Origin of the sequence: Trichlorobacter lovleyi (assembly GCF_015239775.1) — a bacterium.
Lineage (GTDB): Bacteria > Desulfobacterota > Desulfuromonadia > Geobacterales > Pseudopelobacteraceae > Trichlorobacter > Trichlorobacter lovleyi_B.
The window spans coordinates 2153782-2169686 of the sequence record NZ_CP058409.1 but is presented as its reverse complement, the minus strand read 5'-3'; the positions used below and the strand labels follow the sequence as shown (position 1 = coordinate 2169686).

At 58.8% G+C, this 15905-nt stretch carries 15 protein-coding genes and 1 tRNA gene; 14 read left to right on the top strand and 2 right to left on the bottom strand.

Translation table 11 applies throughout. The features are described 5' to 3' along the window. The first annotated feature begins 79 nt into the window (after positions 1-79). The 8 genes from fabG to FY034_RS09945 are packed head-to-tail and all read left to right on the top strand — an operon-like array spanning position 80 to position 7635. Entirely contained in the window at positions 80-826 is a 747-nt protein-coding gene (gene fabG / locus FY034_RS09980; RefSeq protein ID WP_265550079.1) for a 3-oxoacyl-ACP reductase FabG, read from the top strand. Continuing rightward, on the top strand, positions 823-2052 hold the full coding sequence (locus tag FY034_RS09975) for a beta-ketoacyl-[acyl-carrier-protein] synthase family protein (protein WP_265550077.1): 1230 nt from the start codon (positions 823-825) through the stop codon (positions 2050-2052). Before fabG ends, FY034_RS09975 begins: the two co-directional genes overlap by 4 nt. After that, entirely contained in the window at positions 2052-3098 is a 1047-nt protein-coding gene (locus tag FY034_RS09970) for a beta-ketoacyl synthase N-terminal-like domain-containing protein (protein WP_265550075.1), read from the top strand. Before FY034_RS09975 ends, FY034_RS09970 begins: the two co-directional genes overlap by 1 nt. Next, positions 3082-3477 (top strand): 3-hydroxyacyl-ACP dehydratase FabZ family protein, encoded by a 396-nt coding sequence (locus FY034_RS09965; RefSeq protein ID WP_265550073.1) that lies wholly within the window; start codon positions 3082-3084, stop codon positions 3475-3477. Before FY034_RS09970 ends, FY034_RS09965 begins: the two co-directional genes overlap by 17 nt. Then, positions 3474-4085 (top strand): LolA family protein, encoded by a 612-nt coding sequence (locus tag FY034_RS09960; RefSeq protein WP_265550071.1) that lies wholly within the window; start codon positions 3474-3476, stop codon positions 4083-4085. The genes FY034_RS09965 and FY034_RS09960 overlap by 4 nt, the downstream gene beginning before the upstream one ends. A 4-nt stretch (positions 4086-4089) precedes the next feature. Continuing rightward, positions 4090-4812, top strand: coding sequence for a lipoprotein insertase outer membrane protein LolB (locus FY034_RS09955; protein ID WP_265550070.1), 723 nt, complete (start codon positions 4090-4092; stop codon positions 4810-4812). A gap of 3 nt (positions 4813-4815) precedes the next feature. Then, positions 4816-7338: an MMPL family transporter gene (locus FY034_RS09950; protein WP_265550069.1), complete on the top strand. Its 2523-nt coding sequence runs from the start codon at positions 4816-4818 to the stop codon at positions 7336-7338. Positions 7339-7341: 3 nt separating this feature from the next. Beyond that, the gene (locus tag FY034_RS09945) at positions 7342-7635 is read left to right on the top strand and encodes a hypothetical protein (protein ID WP_265550067.1); all 294 of its coding nucleotides are present in this window, start codon (positions 7342-7344) and stop codon (positions 7633-7635) included. Between the two features lie 11 nt (positions 7636-7646). Here FY034_RS09945 and FY034_RS09940 read toward each other — a convergent pair whose 3' ends face one another. Both FY034_RS09940 and FY034_RS09935 read right to left on the bottom strand, forming a co-directional pair. Beyond that, positions 7647-8234: an acyloxyacyl hydrolase gene (locus tag FY034_RS09940; RefSeq protein ID WP_265550066.1), complete on the bottom strand. Its 588-nt coding sequence runs from the start codon at positions 8232-8234 to the stop codon at positions 7647-7649. Next, a complete protein-coding gene (locus tag FY034_RS09935) occupies positions 8228-9649 on the bottom strand; it encodes a B12-binding domain-containing radical SAM protein (RefSeq protein ID WP_265550064.1) in 1422 nt (473 codons plus the stop codon). Before FY034_RS09935 ends, FY034_RS09940 begins: the two co-directional genes overlap by 7 nt. A 143-nt stretch (positions 9650-9792) precedes the next feature. Here FY034_RS09935 and FY034_RS09930 point away from each other — a divergent pair, with 143 nt between their 5' ends. The 6 genes from FY034_RS09930 to hsdR all read left to right on the top strand — a co-directional run bounded on the left by FY034_RS09930 (position 9793) and on the right by hsdR (position 15868). Next, positions 9793-10026, top strand: coding sequence for an exodeoxyribonuclease VII small subunit (locus tag FY034_RS09930; RefSeq protein WP_078790767.1), 234 nt, complete (start codon positions 9793-9795; stop codon positions 10024-10026). A 9-nt stretch (positions 10027-10035) separates the two neighbouring features. Continuing rightward, positions 10036-10929, top strand: coding sequence for a polyprenyl synthetase family protein (locus FY034_RS09925; protein ID WP_265550059.1), 894 nt, complete (start codon positions 10036-10038; stop codon positions 10927-10929). A gap of 6 nt (positions 10930-10935) precedes the next feature. Continuing rightward, entirely contained in the window at positions 10936-12813 is a 1878-nt protein-coding gene (dxs, locus tag FY034_RS09920) for a 1-deoxy-D-xylulose-5-phosphate synthase (RefSeq protein WP_265550057.1), read from the top strand. 6 nt (positions 12814-12819) lie between these two features. Then, positions 12820-13128: a molecular chaperone DnaJ gene (locus tag FY034_RS09915; RefSeq protein WP_265550055.1), complete on the top strand. Its 309-nt coding sequence runs from the start codon at positions 12820-12822 to the stop codon at positions 13126-13128. A gap of 51 nt (positions 13129-13179) precedes the next feature. Continuing rightward, positions 13180-13256 (top strand) — tRNA-Pro (locus FY034_RS09910). A 161-nt stretch (positions 13257-13417) separates the two neighbouring features. Further along, the gene (gene hsdR / locus FY034_RS09905) at positions 13418-15868 is read left to right on the top strand and encodes an EcoAI/FtnUII family type I restriction enzme subunit R (protein ID WP_265550053.1); all 2451 of its coding nucleotides are present in this window, start codon (positions 13418-13420) and stop codon (positions 15866-15868) included. Positions 15869-15905: the final 37 nt, after the last annotated feature.

The window sequence follows — 15905 nt, the reverse complement described above, 5'->3', positions numbered from 1 at the left end:
TTCCTCGCCGCCTTGATCTCATCCTTGATTTGAAACCGGAATAATAGCTGTTTATAGAATCTTGAGGTGGCTGTTCGTTATGGAACTGGAATTTGAAAATACGGTTGTCGTGGTTACCGGTGGCACCCGTGGCATAGGCCGGGCAGTCTCCCTGCGCTTTGCAGCGGCAGGGGCCACGGTCTTTGCGGCCTACCTGAGCAACGATGAGGCTGCAGATAAACTGTGCCTGGATGCAGCAGGGCTGCCGGGCAGCATCACCACCATCAAGGCCGATGTTGCTACCTCTGCCGGGGCAACCGCCCTGATCGATGCGGCCTCGGCAGCATCCGGTTACCTGGATGTTCTGGTCAATAACGCCGGGATCATCCGTGATGGTTTTCTGGCCATGATGGCGGAAGATGACTGGGAGGCGGTGCTGCGTACCAACCTCTCCCCCCTGTTTCATTGCTGCAAGTGGGGTGTCCGCAAGATGCTGGCCCGCCGCAGCGGGGTGATCATCAATGTCTCCTCAATCTCCGGTATAAGCGGTGCTGCCGGTCAGACCAACTATGCCGCCTCCAAAGGGGCTGCCATCAGTTTTACCAAATCCCTTGCCCGTGAACTGGGGCCGATGGGGGTCCGGGTCAATAGCGTGGCAGCCGGACTGATTGCAACCGATATGACCGCTGCACTGAAGCAGGATCAGGTGGAGCGGATCGTGAAATCTGCTGCCCTGGGCCGGATTGGTCAGCCGGACGAGGTTGCCGACGCCATCGTGTTTCTGGCCTCATCCAAAGCTGCCTACATCACCGGGCAGTGCCTGGTGGTTGATGGGGGCATCCTGTGAGTCTGAAGCGGATCGCCATAACCGGTCTGGGGACCATCAACGGGGCTGCCAAAACGGTTCCTGCCTTTCAGGAGGCGATCCTGCAGGGTACAAGCGGCATTGCGCCGCTTGATCTGTTTGATGTGTCGCCGTTTCCGGCCCGGATCGGTTGCCAGGTGAAAGGGTATGACCCTGCAGATCACTTTACCCGGCGCCAGATCAGCCACCTTTCCCGTACTGACCAGCTTGCCCTGATCGCGGCCTGTGAAGCGGTTGCCATGAGCGCCGTCACCGGCTGCTATGACCCGTATCAGATCGGCGTCTGCGTTGGCGGCGGGGTTGGCGGCATGCTGCATGCCGAAGCGTGGTTGCAGGGGGAGTTAAGCGGAAAACCGGGCCGACCCGGCCTGCTGCGCACCCTGCTGCCTGACTGCAGCACCACGGCCCTGGCCCATGCCTTTGGTTTTGCCGGGTATCAGGGCAACATCACCACCGCCTGTTCCTCATCCGGCACCGCCATCGGCTGGGCAGCCGACCTGATCCGCAGCGGCCGCCAGCAGGCCATGCTGTGCGGCGGGGCCGATGCCTTGGCCATGCTGACCTTTGCCGGGTTCAATGCCCTCAAGGTGGTTGATCCCAACCCCTGCGCCCCGTTCAGTGCCGGACGTCAGGGGCTGTCTCTGGGGGAGGGGGCAGCCTTCATGGTGCTGGAAGATGAACAGGCAGCCCGCAGCCGGGGGGCGCAGATCCTGGGGTACCTGCTGGGCTATGCCCTGGTGGGGGAGGCCCACCATATGACCGCCCCCGAGCCCAGCGGTGAATCCGCTGCCAGGGTCATGAACGCTGCCTTGTCTGCTGCCGGAGTCGATCCTGGCCGGATCGGCTGGATCAATGCCCATGGCACCGGCACTCCGCTGAACGATGTGGTTGAGTCCAACGCGGTCAAGCTGGTCTTTGGCCCGCGGGCAGCCGGGGTGCCGCTGATCTCCACCAAGGCGATTACCGGCCACTGTCTGGGGGCAGCCGGTGCCATTGAGGCCGTGGCGACCGTGCTGGCCCTGAATGCCGGTATCATCCCGCAGACCCTGCATTTCAGGGGTGTTGACCCGGAGTGTGACCTTGATTACGGCCATGCCGGCAGTCGTGCCACTGACACCCGGATCGCCCTGTCCAACTCCTTTGCCTTTGGGGGCAATGTCACCACACTTGTGCTGGGCTCTGCAGCCTTAGGGCAGGAGGTCTGCTGATGGATTGTTTTACACCGGCCATTGCAGTCACCGGCTCAGCTCTGATCAGCGCTGCAGGGACCGGTCTCAAGCCGGCACTTGAGGCGCTGAACAGTGACATCAGCTGCCTGAAACCGATTCCCGCTGAACTGGCAGCCGGTACAAGCGGGCACTGCTGGGGCAAGGCCGATCAGTTCAAGGCAACCGACTTTATCCCGCCACTCAAGGCCCGCAAGCTTGATCGCGCCAGCCAGTTTGCGGTGGCCACGGTCGGTATGGCCCTGGCTGCTGCCGGGCTTGTTAAGGGCGAGTTTGCCCCGGAGCGGATCGGGATTGCCCTGGGCTCCGGCTTTGGCGGTATTGCCAATGCCTCGGAATTTCTCAGCGGCTATTATCAGGCCGGTCTGCCGGGTCTGTCGCCGATGCTGTTCCCCAATACGGTTGCCAATGCTGCTGCCAGCAACGCCTCCATTGAATATGGCCTGCAAGGCCCCAATGTTACCTTTATCCAGCGTTTTTGCTCGGCAGAATCGGCCATCCTGGCCGCCTGCCGCTTTATTGAAGAAGGCAGGGCCGATATCATGCTGGCTGGTGGTGTGGATGAATTGACCCCCCAGATGATTCGCGGCTTTGCGGTTACCGGTCAGCTGCAGCGTTTTGCCGCAGGGTTTGGCGAGGGCTGCGGCATACTGGTGCTGGAACGGGCTGAACATGCCCGTAGACGCGGTGCTGCCATTGCTGCCCGGCTGACGGCAATCAACACCGTGGGGTTCCTGCTGCCCGGTGCAGAGCAGCAGGGGATCAACCAGCTGCTGCAGACGCAAAAGAGCTGTGATCAGCTGTTCTTCTCCGGCCCTGAACCGGCTGTTCAGCCGCTGCTCGGCACGGTTGCGGCAGCATCGACCCGCTATCCAGGCCGGATCATCGGCAGCTCTTTGGCCATGGGTGGTACGGTGCTGGGGCTGTTGGCGGCATCACTGCAACCCGGTGAGCAGGGGCTGCAATTGTCAGCCTCGCCGGAAGGCCCCTACTATGCCATGTCAGTGACTGGTGGCGACCCTGCTTAATCCTGATCCCACTGCATACCTGCCGCACCGCTATCCGTTTGTCATGCTGGACCGGGTGCTGGAACAGCAGCCGGGCAGTTTTGCCCGGGCCCGCTATCGTACCAGTGCCGCCCTGCAGGCCTATCCCCAGACCCTGCTGGTTGAGGCGGTTGCCCAGCTTTCCGGGATTGCGGCTGTGGAACAGCAGGGCGAGGGCGGCTTTCTGGCTGCGGTTGATCAGGCCCGTTTTGGTCGTGCCCCGCAGCTTGGCGAGACCCTGGAGGTCACAGCCCGGATCATCAAGTCCTTTGGCCGCTTATGCCTGGTTGAAGGACAGGTGCTGGTGGAGGATGAAGAACTGTTGCACGTCACCCTGACATTGGGGATTGGACCGCTATGAAACCGTTTTTGTCATGTTTGCTCGTTTGCCTGCTGCTGACCGCAACCCTGAAGGCAGAGGCCCGCAGTCTTACGCCGGTTGAGGGACTGGAGGCGCTCCGCCGCTCCTTTAACAGCCTGCAGGACTTTACTGCGGAGCTGACCCAGGAGAAACAGCTCTCGATCATGAAGAAGAAGCTGGTCATGCAGGGCCAGATCCGTTTCAAGAAACCGGACCGTTTCTACATGGAGCTGGTGCCACCCTACAGCAGCAAGGTGCTGCTGAAAGATACGGTGCTGCAGCAGCGCCTGGGTAGTCAGGGTGAGCTGCAGCGGATCGTGCTGCCGCCGGAACAGGGGCTGTCCCGCTGGTTTGCCACACTGGCAAAGCCGGTTACAACCGTACCGGAAGGGATGGAGGTGCGGGCAGAGCAAGGCGCCGGCCAGACCACGGTGCTGATCAGGCCGGCCAAGGGGGGGCAGCTGAAGGAGCTGACCATTGTGCTGCAGGATGATGGCACGGTGCGCAGGCTGGTGCTGGAGGAACGGGCCGGTGATAAAACCGTGATGACCTTCCGCAAGACCCGCAAGAATGTCGGCCTGACCGAGGCTGATTTCAGATTGGAGTGATCCTGTGCTGCCGCACCTCTACAGATTGAAACCGGTGGTACTTGCTGCCGTGTTTGTTATGCTGACCGCGCTGTTCTCTGGATGTGTCGGCAAAACTCCGTTTACTGACAACGCACAGCTTGTGCCGGGGAGGGTGGTTGAAACCCTCAGCTCCAGCGTGACCCTGTCCCTGCGTAGCGCTGAAAAACATATCTCCGGCCGTGGCTTCATGGTCTACCGCCGCCCAGACCAGATGCGGCTGATCCTGCTGTCACCCTTTGGCACCACGGTGATGGAGGCGCAACTGACAGGTGATCGTCTTACCCTGGCCTATCCGGCTGATGGGGTGGCCTATCAGGGCCGGATCAAGGACCTGCCGGCTGCAACCGGGCAACGCGGTTTTACCATGCTGCGCTGGGTGCTGGATTCTGAACCGCCCGTTGGCGCCCCTGCCTCCGGCGTGGTTGAACAGCAGGCCAGCCAGGGAGGGCAGGAGCAGATCACCATCAAGGATGGCGTGGTGCTTGAAAAGAGCCTGAAATCCGGTGAACTGGTCCGCTACCGCAACCACACCGTGCTGGCCGGGGTGCGCCTGCCCCTTGAACTGCAGATGGAGAGCGCTGAAGGGGACCGGATCCGCCTTGTACTGGAGGAGCCGGAGGTGAACACCGAACTTGAAGAACAGATGTTTACGGTGCCGCTGAACGGCCTGCGCCTGTTTCCCCTGTCCCAGCTCAAGGCCCGCTGATCCATGAACCTGCCGGGCTTCAGCGGCCTGCTTGACCGGGCCAACCGTTTCACCATCCGCCACCTTGAGTGGGTTGATCAGGTCACCCGCAGCTCACCCCGCCTGGTTATCGCCGGATTGCTGCTGTTGCTGCTGGGCTCCCTTGCCTCCCTGTTCAGCATCCGTTTTGAGACTGACATCTTCCGCCTGTTTCCTGCTGATCGCCCTGCCATGCGTCTGCTGCTGGACTCACTGGAGTGGTCCGGTGGTGCCAACCAGGCCTACTTTCTGCTGGAGGGAGACCCTGCCGCCCTGCCGGCCGAGGCAGCCCGTCTGGCAGAGCGGTTGCGCACCCTGCAGGTGGATGGTGCGCCGGCCTTCAAGCGGGTGGTCTACCGGATCTATGAAGAGTCCGAGGCCCAGCGCTTTACCGATCTGGTGGCATTCAGCGCGGCCCATCCGGCTGCCTTTGTGCCGCTTGAAGAGACCACGGTACTGCTTGAGCGGTTCAGGCCCAAGGCCGTTGATCAGGCCCTGGATCAACTGACCGCAGAGCTGGCCGGTTCCATCGGTGCCAGCGGTGTGGCGCTCTCCCTGGCTGACCCGCTGGGGCTGCGCAGCCTGATCCTGCCCCGCCTCAAGGCCGGCAGCCAGGCCTTGGATATGGACCCGTCATCCCCCTATTTTCTGTCACGGGATGGCCGGGTGCTGATCATGATTGCCGAGCCGGTCAAGCCGGTACAGGAAATGGCCTTTGCCCGCAAGCTGGTGGCGGGCATCAATCAGGCCCGCAGCGGGGCACAGGTCAAGATCTCCTGCGCCGGTGCCCATATCAGCGCGGTGATTGACGAAGCCGCCATGAAGTCCAATATCCTCTCCTGTATCATCTCTTCGCTGGTGGTGGTGCTGGGGATCTTTTATGCGGTCTACCGCCGGATCTGGCCCACCCTGATGATTCCGGTAATTCTTGCTGTAGGCGTGGTACTGGCCCTCGGCACAGCAGGTCTGTTTCTCAGCAGCATCCATATCATCTCCTTTGCCTTCATGGCCCTGATCATCGGCCTGGGCACCGATTATTCCATCCACCTCTACGATCGTTTCCACAATGAGCGGGTTGCCGGTGCCACAACCGATCAGGCCATCAGCCTGGCAGTGGTTGATACCGGTCAGGGGCTGTTTACTGCCGCAACCACCACGGCACTGCCGTTTCTGGCCCTGGGCTGGGCAGAGGTGCGGGCCTTGTCCGAGCTGGGGCTGCTGGTGGGGTTGGGGGTGATCTTTTCCCTGTATGCCACCCTGTTCCTGATGCCGCTTCTGCTGCGCAAGACCGATACCCCTGAGCGGGTCTACCGTCCCTTGCCGGGATTGGGGCTGGTCAGGCTCTGGCGTCTGGCTGGCCGATGGTCGCGTCCCCTGCTGTGGGGGGCTGGCGGCCTGGTGCTGCTCTTTTTTCTGCTCAGTCTGCGCACCTCCTTTGATGGCGAGCTGAAGAACCTGCAGCCCCAGCATTCAGAGGCGTTTCATGCCCAGGAACTGGTGGAACAGCACCTGAATCTGGCCCCCAGAAGTCTGCTGGTGGCGGTTGATGGGGCCGGTCAGTCCGCTGTCATGCAGCACAACCTGGCCGTGGAGGCGCTGGTGATCCGACTGGCAGCAGAAGGCAGGTTGCAGGCCTGGTCCAGCCTGGGGCAGATCATGAACCGCCGGGCTGATCAAGAGCAGATCGTTACCCGGTTGCAGGGGATCGGTTTTCGTGCCGATGAGCTTACCAAAAAGCTGTATGATAAGGGTTTTAGCGTTGCATCGTTCGAGTCGTACCTGAAACAGCTCAAGGGTTCCAGCCTGACAACGGTTGTGGATGAATCCGTGATTATCGCACAGTTGGAGGCCTCACCCCTGCGGGGGGTGGTGGATCGCCACCTGGTACAGGATCGCAGCGGCTGGCATGCCTTGACCTACCTCTATTTCAAGGCAGGCCAGCTTGATCAGGCCGGATTTGTGCAGGAACTTGCCAAGAGCGTGCCTGCCGCACGGGTGACCGGTACTGACCTGGTCAGTCAGGAACTGCTGGCAGCGGTACGCAGAAGCGCTGTTAATGGTATTGCTTTTGGAGGAATTTTGACGTTGTTGTTGCTGTTGTCGCACTTTAAGAACGTTACCGGAATTATCTCATCATTGGGACCGGTACTGTTCGGGGCTGTGGCCATGCTGGGTGCCATGGTGCTGGTGGGGATGAAACTGAATTTTATGAACATCATGGTGCTGGTGACCATTATCGGCATGGGCAGTGATTACGGTCTGCATATCCAGCATCGCTGTGCTGAAGGTCTGGCGGAGCAGCAGGAACAGAACTTCATTCAGGCGGCCCGCTCTGTGCTGCTGTCGGCCCTGACCACCATTGCCGGTTTTGGTTCCCTGGCCTTTACGGATTACGGTGCCATGTCGTCCATCGGCTGGGCCACCAACTTCGGGATCGGCTTCACGGTGCTGGCAGCCCTGCTGCTGGTGCCGGCAACATTACGATTGGTTACTACACCAAGGAGGTAGAGCATGCTGCGTTTTTCAATGCTGTGTCAGCTGGTGCTGCTGATCTGTCTGGCAGCCCCGGTCCGGGCCAACGAGTTTACCGAAGAGGTGAAGCAGTCCGGCCGTGAGACCAAGGAGGCCTTTAAACAGGCCGGCAAGACCATTAAAGAGGATACCAAAAAAGCGGCCAAGGAAACCAAAGAGGCCTTGAAGCAGGTTGGCAAAGAGACCAAGGCCGGGTTCAAGCAGGCCGGTACGGAGATAAAGGCCGGGGCGAAAAAGGCAGGGGAAGAGATCAAAGATACTTTCAAAAAATAGTCAGGTTGTTTTCAGTACAACCAACTCACCCCCAGCAGGATCTTGCTGGAGTTAAGCGGCTGATTGGGGGAGGCTGTACCGGCATTGGAGATATGGTGATAGCGGTACTCCAGGTTCAGCATGGTAGCCTGGGCAATCGGGATCTGCACTCCGGTGCCACCCTGATAGCTGAAGTTAAGCTTTGCCCCCATAGTGGGCAACCCCAGGTCAACAAAGAGCGGCCCGCCACCGGCAAAGATGTAAGGTTTTACGTGGCTTAGACTGGTAAACTTCCAGCTGCCCAGCAGGTAGCCCCCCAGCATTGATCTGCCCCCCTGATCCACTGCCAGATGGTACGGCAATTCCACCAGCAGTTGATGCCTGCCCTGATACCAGCTCCCTTGAGCGACCTCATCGGAGAGATACCAGCCCAGGCGGGCAATGGCGTCCCAGGTCTGCACCTGGGTGCGGGTCTCGCCAAAACCGCGGTGGGTGATACCGTAACCGGTCAGCAGGGTCAGCTCATAGCCCGCATCGGCCGTGGTTTTGCCCAGGTCACCGGCACCGGCAGGGCTGGTTGCCAGGGCAACAAGAAGTGCCGTCAGCAGGGTTTTTACCACTTCTGTTTCCTTTCAAACTTCAGGATGGCCGGCAGGTTTTTCAGGAAATCCAGCACGCTGTGGGGGGATTGCCAGATCATCTTGGTGTAGCCCCAGTGAATCCGGCTGCGGCGGTAGAAACGGCGGATAAACTCGTTGTAGAGATCCTCAAGCTGTTGCTTGGTCATGCCGTTGGGGATAAAGACAAAGTTCATGCAGTTCATCAGTTCCCAGTCCTCGTTAAACCGGCCAAACTGCTCCAGGGTCTTGAAGACCGGCGCACCGGGAAAGGGGGTGAACTTGGTGACGTTGATCTCGTCCAGCGGCAGCGAGAGGGCATAGTCGATGGTGCGGCGGATGGCCGCCTCATCCTCGCCCGGCAGCCCCACCATAAAGAGTCCCTTGACCCGCATCCCGGCATCCTTGACCATCTGCAGTTTGCGCCCCACCTCGTCCAGACCGTAGAACTTGCGGTGCTTTTTCAGTATTTCAGGGTCGCCGGATTCGATGCCGAAATTGACCTGCCAGCAGCCGGAGCCTTTCAGCAGGCTCAGCAGCTCCTGATCAACATGCTCAAGACGTGCAATGCAGTTATAGGTGACCTGCAGCCCCATCTTTTCCTTCAGCTCACAAAAATGGGCCACCCGCTTGCGGTCAAAGGTGAACAGGTCATCGTAGAAAAAGACATGTCTGATGCCGTAGTCACGCTGCAGCATGGCCACATGCTCAAGGATGTACTCCGGTGAGTTGAAACGGAAGCCGCGTGAGAACACGGAGCGGTCACAGTAGGAACACTGGTAGGGGCAGCCCCGGCTGGAGATGATGCTGGAGTTGGGTGCGGTCGGCGAACTGAACAGCGGCAGCTTGTACTTCTGGGGGAAACCGGGCAGCAGATGATAGGCCGGGAACGGCAGCTCATCCAGATTGGCAATCAACTCCCGTGGGGCAGACTGGGCAGCCTGGCCATTGCTGTCCCGGTAGGCCACGCCGGGGATGCTGGCAAGGCCCTGGAATCCGGCCTGCACCAGCTCCAGCATGGTCTGCTCACCTTCCCCCAGCACCAGGCAGTCAATGGCCGGGAAACGGTCCAGCAGCGGCGCTCCCATGGTGCAGGCATGGGCACCGCCAAAGACGGTGATGATGCCGCTGTCGGCCGCCTTGATCGCCTCGGCAATCCGGTTGCCCTCCAGAAACGAGGAGGTGGTGCAGGAAAAGGCCACGACATCCGGTTTGCGGCGCAGCACCTCGTTCACCAGCTCCTGCTGCGTCAGCGGGGTGGCATAGCAGTCTATGATCTCAACCGGCACCTGATGTTTTTCAAGCCAGGCAGCTATGGAAAGGATCCCCAGCGGCGGCATGACATTGAAGATGGTGGTGATATCCTGCATTCCCGGCATCCAGTTGCTGCCGTGGGGGTGGATAAAAAGTACGTTCACGGATACCTCTGGTCTGTCTGACGTATAATTGAGAGTGATTATTACAGAGTTTGTCAGGTATGGGAAGATCGTTCTGGCGGCTTGAGGTTGACGATTCGTCCGGAATCAAAGTATAATGCCGTTTCACATTTACGGGGGCAGGTATGGCAGCTGAAAAATTCGAGACATCGCTGAAAAAGCTGGAAGAGGTGGTCCGCAAGCTGGAAGGGGGCTCGCTTTCACTGGATGACTCCATCAAGGCCTTTGAAGAAGGGGTCAAACATGCCGCCTTCTGCGCTAAAAAGCTGGATGAGGCCGAGCGCAAGGTTGAGGTGTTGATCAAGCAGCGCGATGGATCGTTCCGTAAAGAGCCGTTTACTACTGATGACGACGAATAAAGGAATCATATGGATCTCAAGGTTTATCTGAAAGAAAAGATCGCGCTGGTAGATGCAGCGCTGGAACAGTATCTTCCCAAGGAGGACGAACGTCCCCAGAGCATTCACAAGGCGATGCGCTACTCCATCTTTGCCGGTGGCAAACGGGTGCGTCCGGTGTTGATGCTGGCTGCCTGCGAGGCGGTTGGCGGCCAGATTGACAAGGCCATGCCGGCGGCCTGTGCCATGGAGATGATCCACACCTATTCCCTGATCCATGACGACCTGCCGGCCATGGACGATGATGATTTCCGGCGCGGACGTCCCACCAACCACAAGGTCTTTGGCGAGGCGATCGCCATCCTGGCCGGTGACGGCCTGTTAACCGAGGCGTTCAAGCTGATGAGCGACCCCCGCTTTGCTGCCGGGATTGACCCTGCCGTCCACCTGGCGGTGATCCATGAGATCGCCACCTGTGCCGGCACCTACGGCATGGTGGGTGGCCAGGTGGTGGATATGGAGAGCGAGGGCAAGCCGGATATGGACCTGCCCACGGTGCAGTACATCCATACCCACAAGACCGGTGCCCTGATCAAGGCCTCGGTGGTGGCCGGTGCGCTGCTGGGCGGGGCTGATCAGCAGCAGCTGGCTGCCATCCTCCGTTATGGCGAGGCCGCCGGTCTGGCGTTCCAGATTGCCGATGACATCCTGGATATCGAAGGCACCACCGAAGAGATCGGCAAGGATGCCGGCAGCGACGAGGCCCGCGGCAAGGCCACCTATCCGGCGGTGATGGGTCTGGCTGCGGCCAAGCAGGAGGCCCAGGCCATGATGGATGAGGCGATGCTGGCCCTGGAACCGCTGGGTGCCGCTGCAGAGCCGCTGCGTGAGATCGCCCGTTACATCGTTGAGAGAAAGAACTGACCCCCTATGTCACTATTGAATCAGATCAATGCACCTGCAGACCTGAAGCAGTTGCCGCAATCGGATCTGCCGAAGCTGGCAGCAGAGATCCGTCAGCTGATTATTGGGACCTGCGCCAAAAACGGCGGGCACCTTGCCCCGTCTCTCGGCGTCGTAGAACTGACCATCGCCCTGCACAAGGTCTTCAACTCGCCCGACGACAAGATCATCTGGGATGTGGGCCACCAGGCCTATGCCCACAAGATCATCTGCGGCCGTCGTGACAGCTTCTCTACGCTGCGTACATTGAACGGCATCAGCGGCTTTCCCAAACGCTGCGAATCCGAGCATGATGTCTGGGAGGTGGGGCATTCCTCCACCTCGCTCTCGGCAGCCACCGGCTATGCCGTGGCCCGTGACCTGGCCTGCCGAAAAAACAAGGTGGTGGCGGTGATCGGTGACGGCTCCATGACCGGCGGGATCGCCTTTGAGGGGCTGAACCATGCCGGGCACCTGAACCGCGACCAGATCGTGATCCTGAACGACAACGAGATGTCGATCGCCGAGAACGTCGGAGCCTTGTCCGGGTTTCTTTCCCGTACCTCCAGCAGCGAATTCATCCACAAGATCAAGCGCGAAACCGAGCAGATGATCAAGCAGGCCAAGAGCGAGATGGGGAAGGGCGCCATCCGTTTGGCCCGCAAGGTGGAGACCTCCTTTAAGGGGCTCTTTACCCCGGCTACGCTGTTCCAGGCCTTTGGGTTCGAGTATATCGGGCCGATTGACGGCCATGACCTGCCGCTGTTGCTGGAGACCCTGGAGCGGGTCAAAAAGCTGGACAATGCCGTGCTGATCCATGTCCTGACCACCAAGGGCAAGGGCTACAAACCGGCAGAACAGAACCCATCCCTGTTTCACGGGGTTGGTCCGTTTGAGATTGAAACCGGCAAGGTCCTGAAAGGCAAGGGGGGGGCTGCCTCCTACACCGCCATCTTCGGCAACACCCTGGCACGGCTGGCAGAGGAGGATGAGCGGGTCGTGGCCATTACGGCTGCCATGCCGGACGGTACCGGACTGACCAATTTTGCAAAACAGCATCCCGAGCGGTTCTTTGATGTGGGCATTGCCGAGCAGCATGGCGCCACCTTTGCCGCAGGTCTGGCCTGCGAAGGTAAGAAACCGGTTTTTGCGGTCTACTCAACCTTCCTGCAGCGGGCCTATGATCAGGTGTTGCACGATGTCTGCATCCAGAATCTGCCGGTGGTCTTTGCCCTTGACCGGGGCGGGGTGGTGGGGAACGACGGTCCCACCCATCACGGCGTCTTTGATCTCTCCTATCTGCGGCATATCCCCAATATGACCCTGATGGCCCCCAAGGATGAAAACGAGCTGCAGCACATGCTCAAGACCGCCATCGAGCACAACGGCCCGATGGCCCTGCGCTATCCCCGCGGCAACGGCTATGGCGTGCCCCTGGATCAGGATCTGAAGCCGCTGCCGATCGGCAGGGCCGAACTGCTGCGTGAAGGTGCTGACGGCGTCCTGGTGGCCCTGGGCTCCATGGTCTATCCTGCCCTGGATGCTGCTGCAGAACTTGCCGCAGAAGGGCTTGACCTGGGCGTGGTGAATGCCCGCTTTGTCAAGCCGCTTGATGCAGAGCTGCTGCTTCAGCTGGTCAAGCGTTATGGCAGGCTGGTTACCCTTGAAGAAAATGCGCTGCAGGGCGGTTTTGGTACCGCAGTGCTGGAACTGCTGGAAGAGCAGGGGCTGCAGGCGCAGGTCTTGCGGATCGGCTATCCTGATCGGTATGTTGAGCAGGGTGAACAGCATGAACTGCGGGCCATGCATGGCCTGGACAAGGAAGGCATTGCCAAATCCGCACGGATGTTTTTTAAGTCCCCCTGACCGGACATGACCTTTGCAGAACTAAAAGAGGCGCTGTACCTGTTCGGCTTTCATGAAAATGACCTGCTGAGCATCAAGCGGATCAAACAGCGTCATCGTACCCTGGTCAGGAAGGCCCACCCTGATCTGCATGCCGACATTGACCCGGAACGTATCCGCAGGTTGAATGAAGCCGCCGGAATTATTATGGACTACGTCCAGTCCTACCGGTTTTCATTCACGGCGGAAGAGTTTTACCGCCAGATCCCTGAAGAACATCTGCGCCACCAGTTTTCCGGTGATCCGGTCTGGGCGGGGCGGATTGAAGAAAAATAGCACTTTTTACTTGCTATCAGCCCGCTGCGTGTGGTAAACAATCTTTCTTTTCGGAGCGTAGCGCAGCCTGGTAGCGCACCTGCCTTGGGAGCAGGGGGTCGAACGTTCGAATCGTTTCGCTCCGACCAATAAAATCAACGGCTTATCGAGTTACTCGGTAAGCCGTTTTGTTTTGCGTTTTGATCTCTATAGTATTTTGTGGCGCATACCCGTTGACAGTGCGCCTTTATTGTGTGAAATCATTTCCTGCATATTATAACAATTCCAGCCAGATCAAGCACGGACACGCATGCATAATCTCAGCGAAGACGACATCAGCGTCAAGTACATCACGCCTGCGTTGAACAAATCAGGTTGGGATGAAACCAGCCAGATCCGCCGCCAGGTATCCTTCACCAAAGGGCGGATTATAGTGCGCGGCAGGCTGGTTAGTCGCGGCAAGGCCAAAAAGGCTGACTTTGTTCTGTACTACCACCATCTCCCCATTGCCCTCATTGAAGCCAAGAAGAGCACCTTTAGCACTGGCCACGGCATGCAGCAGGCCCTTGACTATGCCGCTACACTGCAGGTGCCGTTTGTATTCTCAAGCAACGGCAAAGGTTTTGTGCTCCATGACAAAACCGGATTGATTGCTCAAGGTGAAGTTGAGCTGTCTATGGACGCATTCCCCCGGCCTGAAACCCTGTGGCAAGCCTACCGGCAATGGAAAGGCCTTACCCCTGCTGAAGAGAAGATTGTGCTGCAACCGTATTACGATGATGGCAGCGGCAAAGAACCGCGCTATTACCAGCGTAATGCCATAAATGCAGCGGTAGAAGCCATTGCCAAAGGGCAGGATCGGGTATTGCTGGTCATGGCCACCGGCACCGGTAAGACCTACACGGCCTTCCAGATTATCTGGCGCTTGTGGAAGTCAGACTGGCGGACCGGCAAACAAAAGCGGGTGCTGTTCCTGGCTGATCGTAACGTACTGGTTGATCAGACCATGGTCAACGACTTCCGTCCCTTTGGCGCTACCATGGCCAAGCTGAGCACCGGCTCAAAGACCATTGAACGTGAAGACGGCACCATTACTGAACTAACCACCGCCGTTGACAGCAAACGCCGCATTGATACCTCCTATGAGATCTATCTCGGCCTGTATCAGGCCCTGACCGGCCCGGATGAGCGCCAGAAGCTCTTTAAGGAACTCTCCCGCGACTTCTTTGACCTGATCATTATTGACGAATGTCATCGCGGCAGCGCAGCGGAGGATTCTGCCTGGCGCGAAATTCTTGAGCATTTCAACACCGCTACCCAGATCGGCCTTACCGCCACCCCCAAAGAGACTGAGTACGTTTCCAATATCAATTACTTTGGCCCGCCGGTCTTCAGCTACTCGCTCAAACAGGGGATCAGCGACGGATTTCTTGCACCGTACAAGGTTATCAAGGTGCATCTTGATATTGATGTGGAGGGCTATCGTCCCAAGACGGGCGAGTTTGACAAGCAGGGCCTGGTCATTGATGACCGGATCTACAACCTCAAGGACTTTGACCGTACAATTGTCATCGACACCCGCACCCAACGGGTTGCCAAATGGATCTCTGACTATCTCAAGCAGAGTGGCGACCGCTTTCAGAAAACCATCGTGTTCTGTGTTGATACTGAACATGCAGCCCGGTTACGGCAGGCTTTGATAGTTGAGAATCAGGATCTGGTGCTGAAGAACGAGCGTTACATCATGCGGATTACCGGCGACGATGCTGCCGGACAGGCGCAACTGGGCAACTTCATCGACCCGGAAAGTGACTATCCGGTGATTGTCACCACCTCGCGGCTGCTTTCAACCGGGGTTGATGCCCAGACCTGCCGTTTGATCGTGCTGGACCGTGCTGTTGGTTCCATGACCGAATTCAAGCAGATTGTGGGGCGCGGTACGCGGGTGCATGAAGACAGCAAGAAGTACTTCTTTACCCTGGTTGATTTCCGCAAGGCCACGGCCCACTTTGCCGACCCTGAGTTTGACGGCCCGCCAATACAGGTCTATGAGCCGGGCGAAGATGATCCGGTCATGCCGCCTGACGATGTTCCGCCAGTGATTGATGAAGATGATCCGATCCCGCCGGAGCCGGGTGATGATGAAGAGATTATTTCAGACCCGCCACCAGTGGGGCCTGATCCACCACCACCCCCACCACCACCCAAGTATTACATCAAGGGTGAGCCGGTTGCTGTTGTCATGGAGCGGGTCGAATACCTGGATGAATACGGCAAGCTGATCACCGAATCGTTGCGTGATTATTCGCGTAAGGCGATCCGTGTCCAGTATGCCAGCCTTGACCAGTTTCTGCGGCGCTGGAAAACAGAAGAACACAAGGAAGCGATTATTGAAGAGCTGGCTGCCGAGGGATTACCGCTTGATCCCCTGATGGAGGAGGTCGGCAAAGAGCTGGACCCCTTTGACCTGATCTGCCATATCGCCTTTGACCAGCCTCCGCTTACCCGCCGGGAACGGGCCAACAACGTCAAAAAACGGGATATCTTCACCAAGTACGGCCCGCAGGCCAGGGCGGTGCTTGAGGCCCTGCTTGCCAAATATCAGGATGAGGGAGTGGTAAGCGGTCTTGATAATGTCCGTGTTCTGGAGATTCCGCCTTTCAGCAGCATGGGCACCCCGCTACAGCTGATCAAACAGTTTGGCACCAAGGCCAACTTTGAGGATGCTGTCCACGAACTGCAGGATGCGTTGTATGCTTGAAAACCACCCCCCCTCTATCCCCCCTTATCAGGGGGGA

Coding starts and splice junctions, on each gene's coding strand:
- fabG (WP_265550079.1), top strand. CDS start 80: ATGGAACTGGAATTTGAAAATACGGTTGTCGTGGTTACCGGTGGCACC.
- FY034_RS09970 (WP_265550075.1), top strand. CDS start 2,052: ATGGATTGTTTTACACCGGCCATTGCAGTCACCGGCTCAGCTCTGATC.
- FY034_RS09960 (WP_265550071.1), top strand. CDS start 3,474: ATGAAACCGTTTTTGTCATGTTTGCTCGTTTGCCTGCTGCTGACCGCA.
- FY034_RS09950 (WP_265550069.1), top strand. CDS start 4,816: ATGAACCTGCCGGGCTTCAGCGGCCTGCTTGACCGGGCCAACCGTTTC.
- FY034_RS09945 (WP_265550067.1), top strand. CDS start 7,342: ATGCTGCGTTTTTCAATGCTGTGTCAGCTGGTGCTGCTGATCTGTCTG.
- FY034_RS09930 (WP_078790767.1), top strand. CDS start 9,793: ATGGCAGCTGAAAAATTCGAGACATCGCTGAAAAAGCTGGAAGAGGTG.
- FY034_RS09925 (WP_265550059.1), top strand. CDS start 10,036: ATGGATCTCAAGGTTTATCTGAAAGAAAAGATCGCGCTGGTAGATGCA.
- dxs (WP_265550057.1), top strand. CDS start 10,936: ATGTCACTATTGAATCAGATCAATGCACCTGCAGACCTGAAGCAGTTG.
- FY034_RS09915 (WP_265550055.1), top strand. CDS start 12,820: ATGACCTTTGCAGAACTAAAAGAGGCGCTGTACCTGTTCGGCTTTCAT.
- hsdR (WP_265550053.1), top strand. CDS start 13,418: ATGCATAATCTCAGCGAAGACGACATCAGCGTCAAGTACATCACGCCT.